The 16,953-nt window shown below is 45.6% G+C and carries 17 protein-coding genes and 1 pseudogene; 7 read left to right on the top strand and 11 right to left on the bottom strand.

Annotated features, from left to right (window positions below; genetic code table 11):
- Positions 1 to 36: 36 nt before the first annotated feature.
- Entirely contained in the window at positions 37 to 414 is a 378-nt protein-coding gene (locus AC4PM4_RS26530; protein ID WP_024634405.1) for a globin domain-containing protein, read from the bottom strand.
- Positions 415 to 976: 562 nt separating this feature from the next.
- Here AC4PM4_RS26530 and ylbJ point away from each other — a divergent pair.
- Positions 977 to 2,230, top strand: coding sequence for a sporulation integral membrane protein YlbJ (gene ylbJ, locus AC4PM4_RS26535; protein ID WP_491614911.1), 1,254 nt, complete (start codon positions 977 to 979; stop codon positions 2,228 to 2,230).
- A gap of 104 nt (positions 2,231 to 2,334) precedes the next feature.
- A complete protein-coding gene (locus AC4PM4_RS26540) occupies positions 2,335 to 3,138 on the top strand; it encodes an NAD kinase (RefSeq protein WP_024634403.1) in 804 nt (267 codons plus the stop codon).
- 29 nt (positions 3,139 to 3,167) lie between these two features.
- Here AC4PM4_RS26540 and AC4PM4_RS26545 read toward each other — a convergent pair whose 3' ends face one another.
- A complete protein-coding gene (locus AC4PM4_RS26545; RefSeq protein ID WP_491614912.1) occupies positions 3,168 to 3,569 on the bottom strand; it encodes a YutD family protein in 402 nt (133 codons plus the stop codon).
- On the bottom strand, positions 3,566 to 4,465 hold the full coding sequence (lipA, locus tag AC4PM4_RS26550; RefSeq protein ID WP_063566146.1) for a lipoyl synthase: 900 nt from the start codon (positions 4,463 to 4,465) through the stop codon (positions 3,566 to 3,568). Before lipA ends, AC4PM4_RS26545 begins: the two co-directional genes overlap by 4 nt.
- A 324-nt stretch (positions 4,466 to 4,789) precedes the next feature.
- Here lipA and AC4PM4_RS26555 point away from each other — a divergent pair, with 324 nt between their 5' ends.
- The gene (locus AC4PM4_RS26555; RefSeq protein ID WP_491614913.1) at positions 4,790 to 5,860 is read left to right on the top strand and encodes a M23 family metallopeptidase; all 1,071 of its coding nucleotides are present in this window, start codon (positions 4,790 to 4,792) and stop codon (positions 5,858 to 5,860) included.
- A gap of 122 nt (positions 5,861 to 5,982) precedes the next feature.
- On the opposite strand, the gene yunB is transcribed toward AC4PM4_RS26555, so the two are convergent.
- From yunB to zwf, 4 genes are all read right to left on the bottom strand, one after another.
- Entirely contained in the window at positions 5,983 to 6,858 is an 876-nt protein-coding gene (gene yunB / locus AC4PM4_RS26560; protein WP_400348699.1) for a sporulation protein YunB, read from the bottom strand.
- A 199-nt stretch (positions 6,859 to 7,057) separates the two neighbouring features.
- Positions 7,058 to 7,702, bottom strand: coding sequence for a fructose-6-phosphate aldolase (gene fsa / locus AC4PM4_RS26565; RefSeq protein WP_024632668.1), 645 nt, complete (start codon positions 7,700 to 7,702; stop codon positions 7,058 to 7,060).
- 87 nt (positions 7,703 to 7,789) lie between these two features.
- A complete protein-coding gene (gnd, locus tag AC4PM4_RS26570; protein WP_491614914.1) occupies positions 7,790 to 8,683 on the bottom strand; it encodes a phosphogluconate dehydrogenase (NAD(+)-dependent, decarboxylating) in 894 nt (297 codons plus the stop codon).
- Positions 8,684 to 9,124: 441 nt separating this feature from the next.
- Positions 9,125 to 10,579: a glucose-6-phosphate dehydrogenase gene (gene zwf / locus AC4PM4_RS26575; RefSeq protein ID WP_090954704.1), complete on the bottom strand. Its 1,455-nt coding sequence runs from the start codon at positions 10,577 to 10,579 to the stop codon at positions 9,125 to 9,127.
- Positions 10,580 to 10,993: 414 nt separating this feature from the next.
- Between zwf and AC4PM4_RS26580 the strand changes: the two genes are divergently transcribed.
- Positions 10,994 to 11,314: a winged helix-turn-helix transcriptional regulator gene (locus AC4PM4_RS26580; protein WP_063566151.1), complete on the top strand. Its 321-nt coding sequence runs from the start codon at positions 10,994 to 10,996 to the stop codon at positions 11,312 to 11,314.
- A 165-nt stretch (positions 11,315 to 11,479) separates the two neighbouring features.
- Here AC4PM4_RS26580 and AC4PM4_RS26585 read toward each other — a convergent pair whose 3' ends face one another.
- A complete protein-coding gene (locus AC4PM4_RS26585) occupies positions 11,480 to 12,352 on the bottom strand; it encodes a helix-turn-helix domain-containing protein (protein WP_491614915.1) in 873 nt (290 codons plus the stop codon).
- Positions 12,353 to 12,493: 141 nt separating this feature from the next.
- On the opposite strand from AC4PM4_RS26585, the gene AC4PM4_RS26590 reads away from it, so the two are divergent.
- A complete protein-coding gene (locus tag AC4PM4_RS26590; protein WP_491614917.1) occupies positions 12,494 to 12,820 on the top strand; it encodes a hypothetical protein in 327 nt (108 codons plus the stop codon).
- Positions 12,817 to 13,620, top strand: coding sequence for a glycoside hydrolase family 88 protein (locus tag AC4PM4_RS26595; RefSeq protein WP_491614919.1), 804 nt, complete (start codon positions 12,817 to 12,819; stop codon positions 13,618 to 13,620). The genes AC4PM4_RS26590 and AC4PM4_RS26595 overlap by 4 nt, the downstream gene beginning before the upstream one ends.
- 85 nt (positions 13,621 to 13,705) lie before the next feature.
- On the opposite strand, the gene AC4PM4_RS26600 is transcribed toward AC4PM4_RS26595, so the two are convergent.
- Positions 13,706 to 14,863, bottom strand: a complete 1,158-nt coding sequence (locus tag AC4PM4_RS26600) for a Gfo/Idh/MocA family protein (RefSeq protein WP_491614921.1) — start codon at positions 14,861 to 14,863, stop codon at positions 13,706 to 13,708.
- 112 nt (positions 14,864 to 14,975) lie between these two features.
- On the opposite strand from AC4PM4_RS26600, the gene AC4PM4_RS26605 reads away from it, so the two are divergent.
- Entirely contained in the window at positions 14,976 to 15,842 is an 867-nt protein-coding gene (locus tag AC4PM4_RS26605) for an AraC family transcriptional regulator (RefSeq protein ID WP_491614923.1), read from the top strand.
- A 91-nt stretch (positions 15,843 to 15,933) separates the two neighbouring features.
- Here the strand turns inward: AC4PM4_RS26605 and AC4PM4_RS26610 are convergent, their stop codons facing one another.
- Positions 15,934 to 16,695 (bottom strand): DUF3600 domain-containing protein, encoded by a 762-nt coding sequence (locus tag AC4PM4_RS26610; RefSeq protein ID WP_491614924.1) that lies wholly within the window; start codon positions 16,693 to 16,695, stop codon positions 15,934 to 15,936.
- Positions 16,682 to 16,903, bottom strand: a pseudogene (locus AC4PM4_RS26615) (sigma factor-like helix-turn-helix DNA-binding protein); the annotation flags it as partial. The gene AC4PM4_RS26610 and the pseudogene AC4PM4_RS26615, both read right to left, overlap by 14 nt.
- Positions 16,904 to 16,953 lie beyond the last annotated feature (50 nt).

The following is a 16,953-nucleotide window of genomic DNA, read 5'->3' on the forward strand; positions in this document are numbered from 1 at the left end:
TCATTCCATCCCTCTCCCACAAGCTTGTAATCGGAACTAAGGTGTATTCACAAAATGATGTGCTGGCCCCGACAATCGCTGCAGGACGAAAGAATGCAACGGCTCTTCCACACCAACTTGTGTCAACGCCTGATCCATACATGCAAGCCAAGCTTCTGCCCGTTCAACTGTCACTTCAAAGTGCATATGGCGGGCACGCATCATCGGATGACCAAAAGCTTCGGAAAACAATGCAGGACCACCGAAGAACTGAGACAAAAACATGTATTGCTTGTCGATTACCGGCTGAATATTCTCCGGAAAAAGAGGTGCCAGCTTCTCATTCTGCTGAACAATCGGATAAAAAGCTTCGACCAGTGCACGAACGCCTGCCTCTCCACCAAGATTGTCGTAGATGCTTAAACTAGGATTCATTCCGCTTTTCCCTCCTTTCAGGTGTCGAATTTTGACATATATTACACTCCCATGCTTAATTATGAAAGGAGATTGAAGAACAAGGCCACGAACGCCTTTATCTTCATTCTATCAAAAAAATCCCAAAAGTCCTATATAACATGAAAGGATTATGGTCCCACATAGCCATGACTCATACAGGTCTATCTCGTGCTGAAGGCACAAAAAAAGCGCCAAACAAGAGGTTTGGCGCACCAGATATTTCATTAATAACTTCGCCAGTCCTCTTCTTCAGAGCGCACAAGCGAGGCACGTATAACATAAACAAAAGCACAAACCAGGATTCCGGTGACAAGACTCATAATCATCACTCCATCCGATTTAATTCCACCTTCAAGGTAATTAGGTGACGTTCAGGCGTTTTTATCATTTTAGCATACATCTCCTAAAAACACAGCCACTTTTGCAAGCGCTTTCTAAACATTAATTTGTACTGTTTGTCCGCTTTGTCTCATATATTGATGGCAAAAGCACCTGCGTTCTGCTGCACACTGACCATTCCAAAAATAAAGGAGAAGAATTCATGGCCGCTTCACAACGAATCACCCATGTCCTGATCCCACTAGCTCTCCTGATCCTGTGTGTGTTGATGGTGCTGTTTCCTGCGGAAACCTGGCATGCAGGTGTACGTGGACTATCCATTTGGTGGGACGTGCTGTTTCCCTCCCTTTTTCCCTTTCTGGTGCTCTCCGAGCTGCTTCTTGGCTTCGGCATTGTTCATTTTTTGGGTACACTCTTAAATCCATTGATGCGTCCGCTATTTCGCGTTCCCGGAAGCGGCGGCTTTGTGTTTGCCGTCAGTTGCGCCTCCGGTTATCCCACTGGAGCCAAATTGACTGCACAATTGTGGGAACAAAAATTGCTTACTCGGGAAGAAGGTGAACGCCTCGTTGCTTTCACCACATCATCCGATCCCATCTTCATGATTGGAGCCGTATCGGTCGGTTTTTTTCATAATGTAGCTATTGCTCCCATACTGGTCACATCACATTATGGTGCTGCATTTCTTGTGGGCCTGCTCATGCGGTTCCATGGCGGCATCTCCGCAAAGGATAAACAGCCGAACAACAACTCTCCCTCCGACTCTGAGGAGGTACACAAAAACAGACTGATCCGAGCCATTTATGCCATGCACGAGGCAAGAAAGGCTGATGGACGGGCATTTGGTGAATTGCTGCGCCAGGCAGTCTCCTCATCCCTTCGCCTTATTATTATCGTAGGAGGGTTAGTTGTATTCTTCTCCGTTATGATGGAATTACTCGTTCAAACTGGATGGCTAGGCGGGTTATACGCCATTACGGAACAACTGCTTTTATATACAGGATTCCCCCCTGCCTTATCCCACAGCCTCGTAGGCGGATTATTTGAAGTCACTTTGGGAGCTAAAGAAGCAGGAGGGGCGGGCATATCCATTCCGCTCGTGTACAAAGCTGCTGCTGTTGCATTTGTCCTCTCCTGGGGAGGATTATCCGTTCATGCCCAGATCATGAGTGTCCTGAGCAACACACCCATGAGATATGGCCCCTTTCTGTTTGCCAGAGCAATCCATGCTCTCATTGCACCCATACTTGTACTTTTGTTATGGATGCCGATGATGGGTGATTCGGAATGGCCTGTTTTGTTCCAAACCGGTGCCAAATCAGAATTATTTTCGTATACACCAGACTGGGGACAGATCTTTTTTTCGGGAGTAGGTGTACTTGGAGGCGTATTACTTTTCCTGCTGATACTTTCTCTACTAAGTCCCTTTTTCTTACCTCGACGTATAAAAAAATAAGCCCTCCTGTGCGTTTATATACAACTGAATATCAATCCAACGTTGTGTTCTTCCCTGGAATTGATTATCATCGGTAGTATAATGACCACAAAGGAGCTTTCATCTTGAGATACTATGTTCAAGACCGCGGAGACCAGTTATCGATTGATCTCAGTCAGCAGTTTCATGCGCTGGCAAAAGAGGAAGGGTTTAAGCTGGATGCAGAATCGCCGGAGATTGTCATCTCCATCGGAGGCGATGGTACGATGCTGCAAGCATTTCACAATTTCATCGACCGCATCCCGGACATTGCTTTTGTTGGGGTTCATACAGGCCATCTCGGCTTTTATGCCGATTGGAAGAAGGAAGAATTACGTGAATTGGTTCGATTGATGAGCGGCAAAGGCGACCCGGAACGACTCAAACCACGAATTGTGGAGTATCCACTGCTGGAGCTTGAGATTCGTAAAAAGTCGGGCAATACCTCTTATATCGCACTGAACGAATTTACGTTAAAAGGTGTAGACGGTACAGTCGTTGCTCAGGTCGACATTAATGACGTGACGTTTGAGATGTTCCGGGGAGACGGTATCTGTGTATCAACACCTTCAGGCAGTACGGCATACAACAAGGCGCTTGGCGGCGCTATGGTGCATCCCACAATCGAGGCTATTCAGATCGCCGAGATTGCTTCGATTAATAACCGCGTCTATCGGACGCTGGGTTCACCGGTTATTTTGCCCAAGCATCATCACTGTGATATTTTCTCACGCAAGGATCAGCGGTTACTGCTTACCATTGACCACGTAAACGTTATGGTGGAAGATCTCATATCCGTACGCTGCCAGGTGGCCCGTCACAAGGTCAGTTTTGCCCGTTTCCGGCCCTATCCGTTTTGGAACAGAGTTCGCACAGCTTTTTTGGACTAAAATATACGCAACAAAAAAAGCGGTCCTTCTCAGGAACCGCTTTTTGCTTTGGCTTGAGGCTGATCTTTGCTCTTCTGAAGCACAAAGTATGCACATCCAAAGTTGCAATATTCATTGATATAGTCCACCATGCTAGAGATCGTGGAATCCTTCGTTGCTTTGGGATGGTTGTCCCGGTAAAAACCTTTCAACCGCAGCTGGCTGTAACCCCAGTCCCCAATAATGTAATCGTACCGCTCCAGCACTTCGCTGTAACGGTCACGGAAGACTTCAGGATTCCAGCCTTCTTTGTGGTTTTGTACGATTTCATAATTCTTTCCGCTGATTTGAACAATAACCGGTTCTTGGGGTTTGTCCTGAGCCGATTCTTGGGCTAATTCCTGAACCTGTTCTGTGCTATTATCTTCTTCCAATCCGGTATCCTCCATCATGCGTGTGTTGCCGCCTGTTCAGCATGTTTTGTAGCAGATTTTACCTGTTCGTGCGCACGGTAGGAACTACGTACCATCGGTGCAGATTCAACGTGGCTGAATCCACGCTTTAGTCCCTCCTGCTTCAATGCTGCGAACTCTTCTGGCGGATAGTACTTCTCCACAAACAGATGTTTCTCTGATGGCTGCAGGTATTGACCAATCGTCATAATATCACAATCCACAGCTCGCAAATCATCCATCGTTTGCAGAATTTCATGATATTCTTCCCCTACACCAAGCATGATGCTCGATTTCGTCGGGATATTTGGCTGCATTTCCTTGGCACGAGCAAGCAGTTCGAGTGAACGCTTGTATTTCGCCTTGGCACGGACTCTGTCCGATAGCCGCTCTACTGTCTCAATGTTATGATTCAAGATGTCCGGTTTGACATCCATCACAATCTGCAAGGAATCCCGGTCACCCAAAAAGTCCGGAATCAGCACTTCTACGCTACATAAAGGCAAACGACGACGAACGGCCTTCACCGTCTCCGCAAAGATCGTCGCTCCTCCATCCTTCAGGTCGTCACGCGCCACGCTCGTAATTACGCAGTGCTGCAGATTCATCTGTTCTGCCGCTTCTGCCACGCGTTCTGGTTCCTGCAAATCAAGTTCCGTTGGCAAGCCGGTATTTACCGCGCAAAAACGGCATGCCCGTGTGCAAATGTCGCCCAAAATCATAAAAGTAGCCGTCCGATTAGCCCAACATTCGTAAATATTCGGGCACCGTGCTTCCTCACATACTGTATGCAGCGTTTTGGAACGCATCATCGTTTTCATTTCCTGATAGTTATCGCCGGTTGTCAATTTGATCCGAATCCAGTCCGGTTTCGGTTCTTTAACACGTTTAGCCAATGCATAAACCTTCTTTCTACTGAAGTTAGGCTGTTGCTCGGAACATATTATACCATGAAAGCGCTGGAAAAACCCCCATTTGTCACATCTTGTGCATTCATGTCTTACATCCGCATTTTGCATAATTCGATTCCTTCGCTCCCGAGTACGAGAGGTAGACGAATAAACCCATTTCGATCTACCTCTCGCTGATTGAAAGTCGCTTTTTGGATTTATGCAAAATGCTTACATGGATAAAATGAAGACTTTTGAAGAACGCTAGGTTATAGCTTGGTTCATCGGGCACCATGTGCATCATCTCATTGGAAAGGGGGCTGCTTCCCTGTGCAAGATCGCTTTACATCGCGGTTAACTTATTCCTTTTGGATCAAAACATTACTTGCAGGCACACTGCTTCTCCCATTCTTGCCTGTTGATGTTTACGGTGAACCCACCGCCGCTGATTCCAAACCTCAGGCTGTAGAGCAAAAACCAGCGGACATTTTCGCATCGCGCCGACATCTATATGAAAGCATTGGTCAGATGACCCAAATTCCCTGGTACAGGCTCGCAGCGATTGATCAATATGAACGAACCATCTCGCGTGCTCATCCGAAAGATCGTAAACATCCGGAACGGCTGACCGGCATATTCATGACCTCCCCAGCCTGGAGAGGCTGGCTAAATCCGAATGAAACGGATCAACAACCGGGTTCCATTGTTTTTTTCAATGGATATGGTCGTGACGGTTCTGGTGATGGCGTAGCAGATGCTAATAATGACCTGGACGTACTTTACAGCATGGCTTCCATTGTTCAGAATTATGGGAACAAGCCGGAGGACTTCAACATCGCTCTGTGGGAATATTATCATAACTCCCGGGCTGTGCAGCGCATTCAGCAATTCGCGAAATTATATGAGCATTTTGACAGCCTTGATCTCTTTGGTCACGCCTTTCCCGTCCCTCTCGGAACCAACTATTCATATCGCAGCACCTGGGGAACCAAACGCAGTTGGGGTGGGTACCGTATTCATGAAGGCACAGATATTTTTGCACCGCATGGCCTGCCTGTGCGCAGTACCTGTTACGGTGTCGTGGAAATCAAAGGCTGGAATCCGTTTGGCGGCTGGCGTATCGGTATTCGTGATCTGAACAATCATTACCACTATTATGCTCATCTATCCGGCTTCGACAAAAACGCTCATATCGGCGAAGTGGTTATCCCTGGTCAGGTTTTGGGCTGGGTGGGTAGTTCAGGGTATGGAAAACTGGGTACACAAGGCAAGTTTCCTCCTCATCTTCACTATGGGATCTATCGTGATAGCGGGTTGAATGAATGGTCGTTCGACCCTTACCCGAATCTGAAGCATTGGGAGCAGGAAGAACGCAAACAGAAGAAAGCCAAAAGCAAATGAGGCAAAATGAGGTTGGAATAAAGGATAAAAAGTATCTACTTAGTATTCAAATGAATTTTAATACAAAGCGGGACCTCTATCTTAGGGGCCCCGTTTTGTATTCGATATTTACCTTTGACTCATTAGTGGTTTACATCCACGTCAAGCTGCAATCCCTCATTGGGATCAGACAAATCCGACTCAACCTCCAGTCCATTTCCGTTCAGACCGTTTGCTGGAGCCTGCTGCTGATTGGGAGAGGGTGAATTAGGCGTTCCTCCATGACCACTTGAAACACCCGTCTGACCCGATGGCAGTGCAATCGCGGGTGCATTGCTGCCGTTGCTGCCTACCGGTTTGCCCTGATTATCGTAGTAGTACATCGGCACATCCCCGACCACCAACAGGTAAGATATCGGAATTTCCGTATCAACGGTCTCAGGTTCCATGTCAAAGGGCACCACTACCGCGACTTCGGCAATGATGTGAATGTACACTTCCACCAGAATCATGTTTATACCGGCGTTCTGCTGACGGGTGTTCAGATCCACCTTGACGGCTCCCTGAGGCTCAATACGAACCGGTATACTTGGACCAAAGGATGCCAGTACCGGGCTGCCCAACGCCTGCCCCAGCGGAATTTTTTCTTTTAACATATGCACATTCTGCAAAGTGGATTGCACGATGTTCATCGTACTCGCAGTGATCCGCATATGCTCATCGTAATTCAGCATGAATCCGGACACTTTCCCAGCCGTATCGGTTTTCCAGTCAATCAATCCTTCGGTGGATTTGCCTTCGGAAACCTGCGCTGTAATCGCCTTGTTGATCGCTTCCGTTGCAATCTGCTTTACTCTGATTTTGGCCAGATGCATGATGGGTGGTTTCATTTTCTTATCCACATAGGCAAAACCCTGCATCAAACAAAACGCTGTTACCAATAAAATAATCAACCACATTTTGCGCCTGCCACTTGGCGGCTTGCGGCGTCTTCGGCTTCGCCATCGTCTTCTCATCATCGGGCGTCCCTCCCCTGCGGGATGAGCTATAGGCTATATACTATCCTTATGCATTGTTGTCCCGAAAAAGAAGGACAGCACCTGCTCGTACGGGGATATCATCACTTACAACTAAAAAAGCCTTCCGCCAGCAGATTTTGTCTGCAAGACGGAAGGCTTTTTAATGGATCTGAGGAATCAGATCCCTGTCCACATTTTATTATTTCGGAACGGACTCCCAATCTTTCAGGAAGCGCTCAATGCCGCTGTCTGTCAGCGGGTGTTTCCACAATGTTGGCAGGAGCGAACCCGGAATGGTCGCGATATGCGCACCAGAAAGAGCTGCATCCTCGACATGTTTGATATTACGGATGCTTGCTGCAATAATTTCGGAAGGCAAATCATACGTATCCAAAATGAGACGCAGATCGCGAATCAGCTTCATGCCATCCACCGCAATATCATCCAGACGGCCAACAAATGGACTGATGTATGTTGCGCCAGCTTTTGCCGCCATCAGACCCTGTGCTGCAGAGAAGATCAGCGTTACATTGGTTTTAATTCCTTTTTGGGTCAGTTCATGACAAGCATAGAGTCCATCTTCGGTCATCGGTAGTTTAATCACTACATTCGGTGCCCATTCTGCAATTTCATAAGCTTCCTTCAACATATCCTCGGCTTTAAGTCCGATCACTTCAGCACTGACCGGGCCTTTAACAACGCCACAGATCTCCTGAATCACTTCTTTAAATACGCGACCTTCTTTGGCAATCAAAGACGGGTTGGTCGTGACTCCATCCACCAGACCCAGACGTTCGATCCGTTTGATTTCTTCAACATTACCTGTATCTAAGAAAAATTTCATGATATGTTCCCTCCACTTGATGAATTTTATAAACAACTATACTCATCATTACCCGATTATCCGTATATGTTAACAGTTATATATGAATTAATTTTTTTCTACAGCGTGACCGCCAAATTCATTACGCAATGCTGCAACAACTTTACCTGTGAACGTGTCTGTTTCCAGGGAGCGGTAACGCATCAACAGGGACAACGCGATAACTGGCGTAGCAGTTTGCAGATCAAATGCTGTTTCAACTGTCCAACGTCCTTCACCGGAAGAATGCATAACCCCTTTGATTTCGTCCAGGTTAGCATCTTTGGAGAATGCACGCTCTGTCAATTCCATCAACCAAGAACGAATAACGGAACCGTTGTTCCATACGCGAGCAACTTGTTCGAAGTCGAAATCGAAGCCGCTTTTCTCCAATACGTCGAAGCCTTCACCGATGGAAGCCATCATACCGTACTCGATACCGTTGTGAACCATTTTCAGGAAGTGACCGCTACCTGCTTTACCTGCATACAGGTAACCATTTTCAACGGAAGTATCCTTGAACGCAGGCTCAACTACTGCCCAAGCTTCAGGATCGCCACCGATCATGTAACATGCGCCATTACGTGCGCCTTCCATACCGCCGGATGTACCAGCATCCATGTAGTGAATGCCTTTAGGTTTCATTTCTTCGTAACGACGGATGGACTCTTTGTAGTGCGAGTTACCTGCTTCAATGATGATGTCGCCTTTGGACAACAGTGGGCTTACTTCAGCCAATACAGCGTCAACCACGTTGTGAGGAACCATGATCCACAATACACGTGGGGATTCAAGGGAAGCCACCACTTCTGCATAAGAAGATACGCCCGCTGCGCCGTATTCTTTCATTTCATTAACAGCTTCAGCGTTCAAGTCAAAAGCAACCACTTCATGTTTGTGGTCAATCAGGTTTCTACCCAGGTTTAATCCCATTTTACCTAATCCAATAAGTCCAAGTTTCATTGCTAAGTTCCTCCTGTTATGAACATTTCTAATTTTTATCTGGCCAATTCCAAAATAGTGCTTAACCATGTGGCGCAGTAACCGTTCCGGTTACGAATCGTTCTTTCGATCGCTGTTGTCTCCAAATTTCCTTGATTAATAATGTTTATGGTTAAAATATGGAGACAAAGGCGAGGCATATGCTTCCGAAGTAGCTTTCTTTCAGAAAGCTTTTAGCTTCGCTTCTTCAGAATCGATCTCGTCCCCTACACTACTCGCGCGTAATTGTTACGAACTGATTTAGATTGAGCTAACTAATCTATATCAAAAATTTTCACAGCCTTCCGGGTATTACCGGAAGGACTTATGCAAAATTGGAACGGTGTAATTCATAAAAATTTGTATATTATCGAGCAAATAGATAGTAGTGTTCTCTTCTCTGATGCTGCTCTTACAATACTTTTACCACCAACGGTAGCCGTTCTCTGCAATCAGACGCTCTGCTGACTCCGGTCCTTGCGAACCTGCGCTGTACGTATCAAGTGGCACACTGCCCTCCTGGAATGCTTCCAAGATCGGCTGTACCCATTGCCAAGCCAGTTCAACTTCGTTCCAGTGAGCAAAGAATGTAGAATCGCCACGCATCGCGTCAAAGATCAGGTTTTCATAAGCTTCCGGAATGTTGCGTTCACCTGAGTTGAAGCTCATATGCATAGGTTCCACTTCGCCTTGGTTGAGTGGGTTTTTCGCATTTAATTGAAGCGAGATGCTTTCTTTCGGACCAATTTCAATCGTCAGCAAGTTAGGCTCTGTTGTATTTTCGGATTCATGACCTGTTTTAAGTGGAGCCTTGAATTCAACAACAATTCTGGTTGATTTCTCAGCCAGGCGTTTGCCTGTACGAATATAAAATGGAACTTCACTCCAGAATGGATCATCGATCCACAGTCTCGCCGCAACATATGTTTCATTCTGAGAAGCAGCTGGAATGTCAGGCTCGTCCAGATATCCAACAACAGAAGTACCTTGCAGTTCGCCTGCTCCATATTGGGCACGAACGACTTCGGAAGCGATATTCTCTTTCGTCAATGGACGAAGAGCTTCAGCGATCTTCTGCTTTTTGAATTGAATTTCTTCTGGTGTGCAGCGTTTTGGCAAATGCAAACCAATCATCATCAGCAACTGAAGCATATGGTTTTGGAACATGTCACGAAGGGCACCGCTTTGGTCATAATACGCGGCACGCTCTTCGACACCAACCGTTTCACTTGCTGTAATCTGTACATTTGCAATGTAACGATTGGACCACAAAGCCTGAATAACCGGATTCGCGTAAGTGAGGGTTTCAATATTTTGAACCATCGGTTTACCAAGGAAATGGTCAATACGGTAAATTTCTTCTTCCGCAAAAGTATTGCTCAATTTTTCGTTCAGATCACGAGCAGATTGCAAATCGTGTCCGAATGGTTTTTCGATGATGAGTTTCTTCCAGCCTTTGGTGTTACCCAAGCCGCTTTCTTGAATGTTCAGTGCAATTGGCTCAAAGAATTCCGGTGCGACCGACATGTAGAACATGCGATTCTCGGGAATATTGAGCTCTTGTTCACGTTTCTGAACCAGTTCCAGCAATTTGGTGTAATCTTCAAGCTTCGTATTATTTAAAGAACAATAACGGAAAGCACCAATAAAGTCGCGAACCTGAGCTTCTTCTTCCGGTGTTTGACGGGAGAAGGTATGCAATGACTTTTCGACATTCGCCTGGAAGTCAGCATCCGACAATTCACGCCGTCCTAGACCGATAACGGAGAAGGATTTCGGCATTTTCGAATCAATGTACAAATTATATAATGCAGGGTAAATCTTACGTTTGGCTAAATCGCCTGTTGCCCCGAAGAGGACAAATGTCATTGCGTCCATTGGAGTGCCTCCTGTGATCTGTGCAGTATAGTATATGATGATACAAAATGTTCAAATCCAAGCATGACAAAAGACGGAATTAGTGGGGGAGTTCCCCGCCTTACCTCCGCTTGTGTATCTGACCTGAATTAAACATGGAACATTCCTTCTCTCCACAACCTTAATCAAGGTTATAAATTGTAACCAATTGAATTGACGTTACCCATCTTACACCTGTCGTCACAATTCGTCAACAATCGTGTCCAACCTGTGAACACCAGTGTTTATAGGGTTTTTATTTAATGTTAACGCTTTATGTGGTAACATTAAGAACAATTGGTATGTGACATTTTACACATAGGACTTGTGGACACTCAGGTTACAATAAGTATACTAATGCTATAATAAGCATAACTAAATCAAAGGAGTACTATTATGAGCGATGATGAGAATGCCAAGCAAATATGCGAAAAGGTGGAACAGTCTTATCAGATCATTGGCCGGAAATGGGTAGCCCTCATTATTCATACTTTGATGGAAGAACCCAAACGATTCAGTGAAATTCACGCTTATATCCCGGACCTGAGCAAACGGGTACTTAATGAACGGATGAAGGAACTGGAGGAAGAGGGACTTGTCGTGCGTCATGTGGTTACGGAACGCCCTGTTCGGACAGAATATATGTTGTCCCGCAAAGGCACAGAGCTGGGGCGCGCATTAAGCTCCGTAGAACGATGGGCCGATAAGTGGCTGTAGCACGTACTTTTAAGGAAAGTATAGGTGTCTCATTCTATTTTAGAGAAGGAACTTATTTCACTTTTACTTACAACATATTGAGAATTTTAAAATAACGCTTTAAATTTCATTACGATAATGTGCTGACGCTACTTTTAATAACATCAGCAGTTACACTCATGTGATTCAATGTCTGCTGCTGCGTTCAAAATGCTGCCGATACTGTAGCGGAGTGGTTCCCGCCGACTTGCGAAATAATTGAATGAAATAAGATCCATTGGGAAATCCAGCTCGTCTGCCAATCTCTTCAACGGAAAGAGTTGTCGTTTCCAGCAGAAGATATGCCTGCTTGAGTCTTCGGGCTGTGACGTAGTCCGTAATACTGCTTCCTGTTTCTTGCTGAAAGATACGGGAAGCATAAGACTTGGATAAATGAATATCATTCGCCATATGATCCAGTCTGATTTCATCTATGTAGTGCTCTTCAATCCAATGCATCATCTTCTCCGCATGCCTTAATTGACGTGATTCGACCAAGTGTGGTTGACTCGCCTGTTCCCCGTCATTTTGTTGATCCAAAATATTCAATAGTTGTAGCAAAAACAGCACCGATTCCTCCCATTCTCCCCCAACCCGACTGCGTGACTGGTGATAACTTTTGTATATCCAATCCACCTGATCCATAGATGAACTTAGATCAAAAACCTGCTGTTGATTTCTTCCTTTCCATAACCTCGAAAAAAAAGCACGGCGATGTGGGAACGCTCCCAAATATCGGTCCATTACAATGGGCTCTACATAGAAAATGTTCCTTTCATATGGTGTATCTGGATGAACCTCGGCATAGACGTGATGCAGCTGATATGGCTGAAAAAAGAAGAGCATGCCTTTACGAATGGGATAGGTATGATTATTCAATACCACAATGCCTTGCCCTTCATGGACATAGAGAATTTCCCCGCATTGATGCCAATGATAATATCCTTTGAATTCGTTTACCGATTTAATTTGATAATCCCACACCAAAGTATTTCCCTCAAAGTCCACAGGTTCAAACACTCTCGTTCCCCCTTTTTCACAATGACAACAGAGCAATATTTCTTCATATCCTAACACAACTTTTAAGGTTTTTAAAAAGATATAATCTCCTTATAGGAAAGCGTTATCTTTATTTCTAATTAACCCTAAGGAGGTTATCTCATGGCCAAGGTAGAATCCGCCGTAACTACGACTTATTGGCAGGAAGTCATGCAGAAGCTCGAAAATAAATTGCCAGAGATGAAAAAAAACATTGGGGATAAATGTCCTCATTTTGCCGGTGATGATGGAAAGTATGATAACATCAATACCGATTGGTGGGTTTCAGGTTTCTGGCCGGGTATGCTGTGGATTATGTACGATATGACAGGAGAGGAAAGCTACCGGGATGCGGCATGGTTGTGGGATGAATCTTTGGAGCAATGGTTTATAAGACCAACAGGAGAGCTTCATCACGTGTTGGCTTCCAGTTTCTCTCTACTGCTGTGATCAAACATAAAATTACAGGTGATGAAGACGCTCTCAGACGTGGTCTGGAGGCAGCCAATTTCCTTGCAGGACGCTATAACCCGGCAGGCAAATTCATTCGTGCGTGGAATGAAGACAAATATGGCTGGGCCATCATTGATTGCATGCTGAATATCTCTTTGTTGTTCTGGGCTTCAGAAGTGACGGGAGATCCACGCTACAAACATATTGCCATTAGCCATGCAGAGACGACCATGCAGTATGGTGTTCGTGAAGACGGATCGACCAAACATATCCTTTCCTTTGACCCGGAGGATGGTCGTTATATTGAATGTTTTGGCGGACAGGGATATGCTCCTGAATCCTCATGGAGTCGTGGTACCTCATGGGAGTTATACGGATTCGCTAATACGTATCGTTATACCCAGGATGAGCGTTTCCTGAACACAGCGAAACGAATCGCCCATTACTTTATTGCTGCGCTCCCAGAGGATCATGTACCTTACTGGGATTTCAGACTTCCGACTTTGGAGGATCAGTCCCGAGATAGCTCTGCAGCAGCAATCGCCGCATCCGGTCTGCTAGAACTGGCCGCCGCCGTTCCTGAAGGTGAAAAACGACTCTATGCCGATGCAGCCGAACAAATTCTGCGTTCCTTAACAGAGAACTATGCAGTCTGGGATCAGCCAGAGCATGAATCGATTCTGCTGCACGCCACAGGCAGCGGCAATTCCTTCATCGATGTCTCCCTCATCTATGGAGATTATTATTATCTGGAGGCCATCGCGAAGTTGAATGGATGGAAACATCGGGTGTATTGATTTTGCTTTGTGAGTAGGACTCCAATAAAATGAAGCCAGATCTCACAATATCTGTGGGACTGGCCTCTTTTCCATGTTTATTTAACTACGACTCCAACTTTCTCCCTAACGTAATATCCACATCCTCGAAGTTCTCCACGGCTGTCTTTTTTTCATAAAAATGCACCGCATTTTCCATAATCCCTTCCCTTGTATAGAAAGCATCCTCTGCCTCTAGTGGAAAAGTAACCTTCTCTCCCGTACTAGCTGATTTATAGATACCAACAATGAGTTCCAGTGTATTCCGACCACTCTTCCCATCCACCAGAAGCGGTGATTCTGTCTCAATGGCGTTTAGCACATTCTCTACTTGCCCGGTATGCCCCACATGAGTAACATCTGGTAATTCGTCAGCGAGTTTCTGAATCTGTTGTTCCAGATCTGGATTGGGTTCTGGGAATCCATTCGTTCGTGCCGTAGAAGCAACGACCTTCCAAGGCGCAGATACCCTGGCCTCTTTACCCTGAAAAATCAACTGCTGCTCCTCTCCGTGGTGTACCACGGAACTGGTGATCATACCAAGTGCTCCTTCTTGGAATCGAAGCATCGCCATGGAAATATCCTCTACTTCGGCATTATCATGCGCCGTATTCGCCATCATGGCCTGCAATTCCACCGGAGGACCCATCATCCAAAGCATCGCATCAATATGATGTACCGCATGATTAAGAGTACAGCCTCCACCTTCCTTTTCCCATGTACCACGCCACCACAGATCATAATAATTATGGCCCCGCCACCAGAACGAATCGACCTGTACGTGGACAATGGGACCCATAAGTTTGCTATCCAACAGATCTTTTAGTTTCATCATCGGTGTCGTAAAACGATTCTGCGCCACAACCGATAGCAGCTTACCACTCTTTTGCGCCGCTTCCAGCATCATATCCGCCTCTTGTAAAGAAGAGGCCATTGGTTTTTCGACAAGCACATGTGTACTTGCATGCAGAAAATCACATGTGATCGTTGCATGGGTATACGGAGGGGTACATACCGAAACCAAGTCAATGTTTTGATCCAGCAATTCATGATAATCGGTAAAAGCTCGTGCTCCTTTCAACCCATATTCGTTAATTTGTTTCTGTGCTTTTTCCGTGTACATATCCACCACAGCTACGATCTGACATCGTTTAGGAAATGCCAAATACGCTGTAATATGCGCTACACTGATCGCGCCTGCTCCAATAATGGCTACTTTTAACATGAATGCATACCTCCCTTATTCCCTTCACAATACACAATAATAAAGCGCTTTTATGCGTTCATCTTGTGATAAAATGAAACTATATTGCGCTCTTGAAGGGGAAGCATTCCTAATGGCCATCATCACTGAGGATCAATTTAATCTGGCATGCCGTCGCACCTCCACCACTGCGTTCCGAGAGGTTTTTCACGCTCATTCACAGATGGAAATCACGTATATCCATGATGGATATGGACAGCTAATAACCGAGGGTCAGGCATTCTCCCTTGAACCGGGTACGCTGATGATATTCCGCCCTTTTCAGCTGCATCAGATCCAGATTCAAGTCACGAAAGAACATCCCTTTATCCGCAGCGTACTAATGTATGAGCAGCACCTGCTGAACCCGCACTCTCGGCAATTTGCCGTATCAAATCGTTTTACAATGGACCTTCTCGGGCAAACATCTCCGCTTCAACCGATTCGTCTTTCCCCTTCATCCCAAATGGTTCAGATGATTGAGCAATTTGCCGATATTCTACCTACATTACTTCCACATGAAGTGGAAGAGGATACACGAGTCTTTTTACTTGGACTGCTCGCACAACTTCGCTACCTTTGGAAAGACAGGCAGTATCCCAGCTCTACTACGCTCCCAACGAGTCCTCCCGCTCTGCATCCTCATGCTGAGGCTGTCATGCAGTGGATTGAAGAGCACTACAATGAACCGTTTCGTCTGGAGGATATCGCAGATACACTGCATCTCTCGCCTTATCATTTGTCCCATATATTTAAAAAAGCTACCGGTACCACCATCGTTGCTTATGCCCAAGCTACACGTATTCGTCATGCTTGTGTGTTACTCACAAGTACCACACATACTGTTCCGGAAATTGGCCACCGTGTAGGCATATCCAGCCCATCTTATTTTTGCAAAGTCTTCCGCAATGCAACAGGCACCACGCCGCATCAGTATCGACTTAATGTGCAACGCAGATAAGAAGATTATCTACAAAATCATTTCTACAAAATAAAAAAGGAGAAAAAGGAATAAAATACCTTTCGCTCCTCAGCCCCTAACACTACCTAAGCTACTCACCCGGTTTGCGTACATCCAGTCCCAACTTCTCCAAGAAGGGAAAAATCTGCTCACGTACCTGCTTCAGTTCTTCTTTCTGCTCCGCAGACAATCGTTCTTCATGAATGTTCCCATCCTGATCCATCACCATGGCTTCATACTGCTTCATCTGTGCATACAACGATTTGAACTCGGTAAACTGCTCCTTGGAAAACTTCGTCTCTGCCATTGCTAGCTGTTCCTTCCAAAATTGTTCCTGGTCCTTAGGTTCTTTTGGAGAGTCTACACTTGCTGCTTCCAGCTTTTCAAAAAAAGGTTCCAGTTCTGCAGTAAGACGATTAAACTCCGTCTGTTGTGTGACACTCCAATGCTCGGGGTGCATCTCACCCTGTTGATCCGCATTCTTCAAAGCCATTTGCCCCATTTGCTTCATCAGATCCATAAATTGAATGAATTCCTCTTCACTTAAATGTGCTTTGGCTGTCTGGAGCTTCTCTTCCAGTCTCATATAATCCTCCGATGTTCCACCCACCGCTGATATATTTTCCTGTGAACCATACATTTCGTTAGCCAAATAGGTATACCCCGCATAGGCTCCCGTAGGAATGATGAGCACAGCAGCCAGCAGCACAGTAACCAGCCATTTTTTCCGATGTCTTTTGAGATGTGATTCACTTCGTATAGCATTCATGATTTTATGTTTTGTTCTCTCAGGAATTGTCCAGTCTTTAGTCTCTTTCTGGTAGGCTGTTCGCAGCTGTTCATCGAGATTCATGTAAATCCTCCACCTTTCCCCGAATACCTAGGTCCAACTTCTGATTCTGCCTCAGCTTGGTTAATGCCGCATGAATACGCGATTTCACCGTTCCTAGTGGAATTTCTAATATGCATGAAATCTCTTCTTGTGTGTACTCGTTCAAATAGTGAAGAGTGATGGCCTGCTGGAGCTTGTACGGCAATCGGTGCACCTGTTCAACATCTTTAACCTGATCCATATCCCCATCTTTGATGCCAACTGCAACATTTTTACCGT

This window comes from Paenibacillus sp. MDV22-iso6 (assembly GCF_058408365.1).

Coding starts and splice junctions, on each gene's coding strand:
- gnd (WP_491614914.1), bottom strand. CDS start 8,683: ATGAAACTTGGACTTATTGGATTAGGTAAAATGGGATTAAACCTGGGT.
- AC4PM4_RS26580 (WP_063566151.1), top strand. CDS start 10,994: ATGAGCGATGATGAGAATGCCAAGCAAATATGCGAAAAGGTGGAACAG.
- yunB (WP_400348699.1), bottom strand. CDS start 6,858: ATGATGAGAAGACGATGGCGAAGCCGAAGACGCCGCAAGCCGCCAAGT.
- AC4PM4_RS26600 (WP_491614921.1), bottom strand. CDS start 14,863: ATGTTAAAAGTAGCCATTATTGGAGCAGGCGCGATCAGTGTAGCGCAT.
- AC4PM4_RS26530 (WP_024634405.1), bottom strand. CDS start 414: ATGAATCCTAGTTTAAGCATCTACGACAATCTTGGTGGAGAGGCAGGC.
- ylbJ (WP_491614911.1), top strand. CDS start 977: ATGGCCGCTTCACAACGAATCACCCATGTCCTGATCCCACTAGCTCTC.
- AC4PM4_RS26605 (WP_491614923.1), top strand. CDS start 14,976: ATGGCCATCATCACTGAGGATCAATTTAATCTGGCATGCCGTCGCACC.
- AC4PM4_RS26545 (WP_491614912.1), bottom strand. CDS start 3,569: ATGATGGAGGATACCGGATTGGAAGAAGATAATAGCACAGAACAGGTT.
- AC4PM4_RS26610 (WP_491614924.1), bottom strand. CDS start 16,695: ATGAATCTCGATGAACAGCTGCGAACAGCCTACCAGAAAGAGACTAAA.
- zwf (WP_090954704.1), bottom strand. CDS start 10,579: ATGGACGCAATGACATTTGTCCTCTTCGGGGCAACAGGCGATTTAGCC.
- AC4PM4_RS26590 (WP_491614917.1), top strand. CDS start 12,494: ATGGCCAAGGTAGAATCCGCCGTAACTACGACTTATTGGCAGGAAGTC.
- fsa (WP_024632668.1), bottom strand. CDS start 7,702: ATGAAATTTTTCTTAGATACAGGTAATGTTGAAGAAATCAAACGGATC.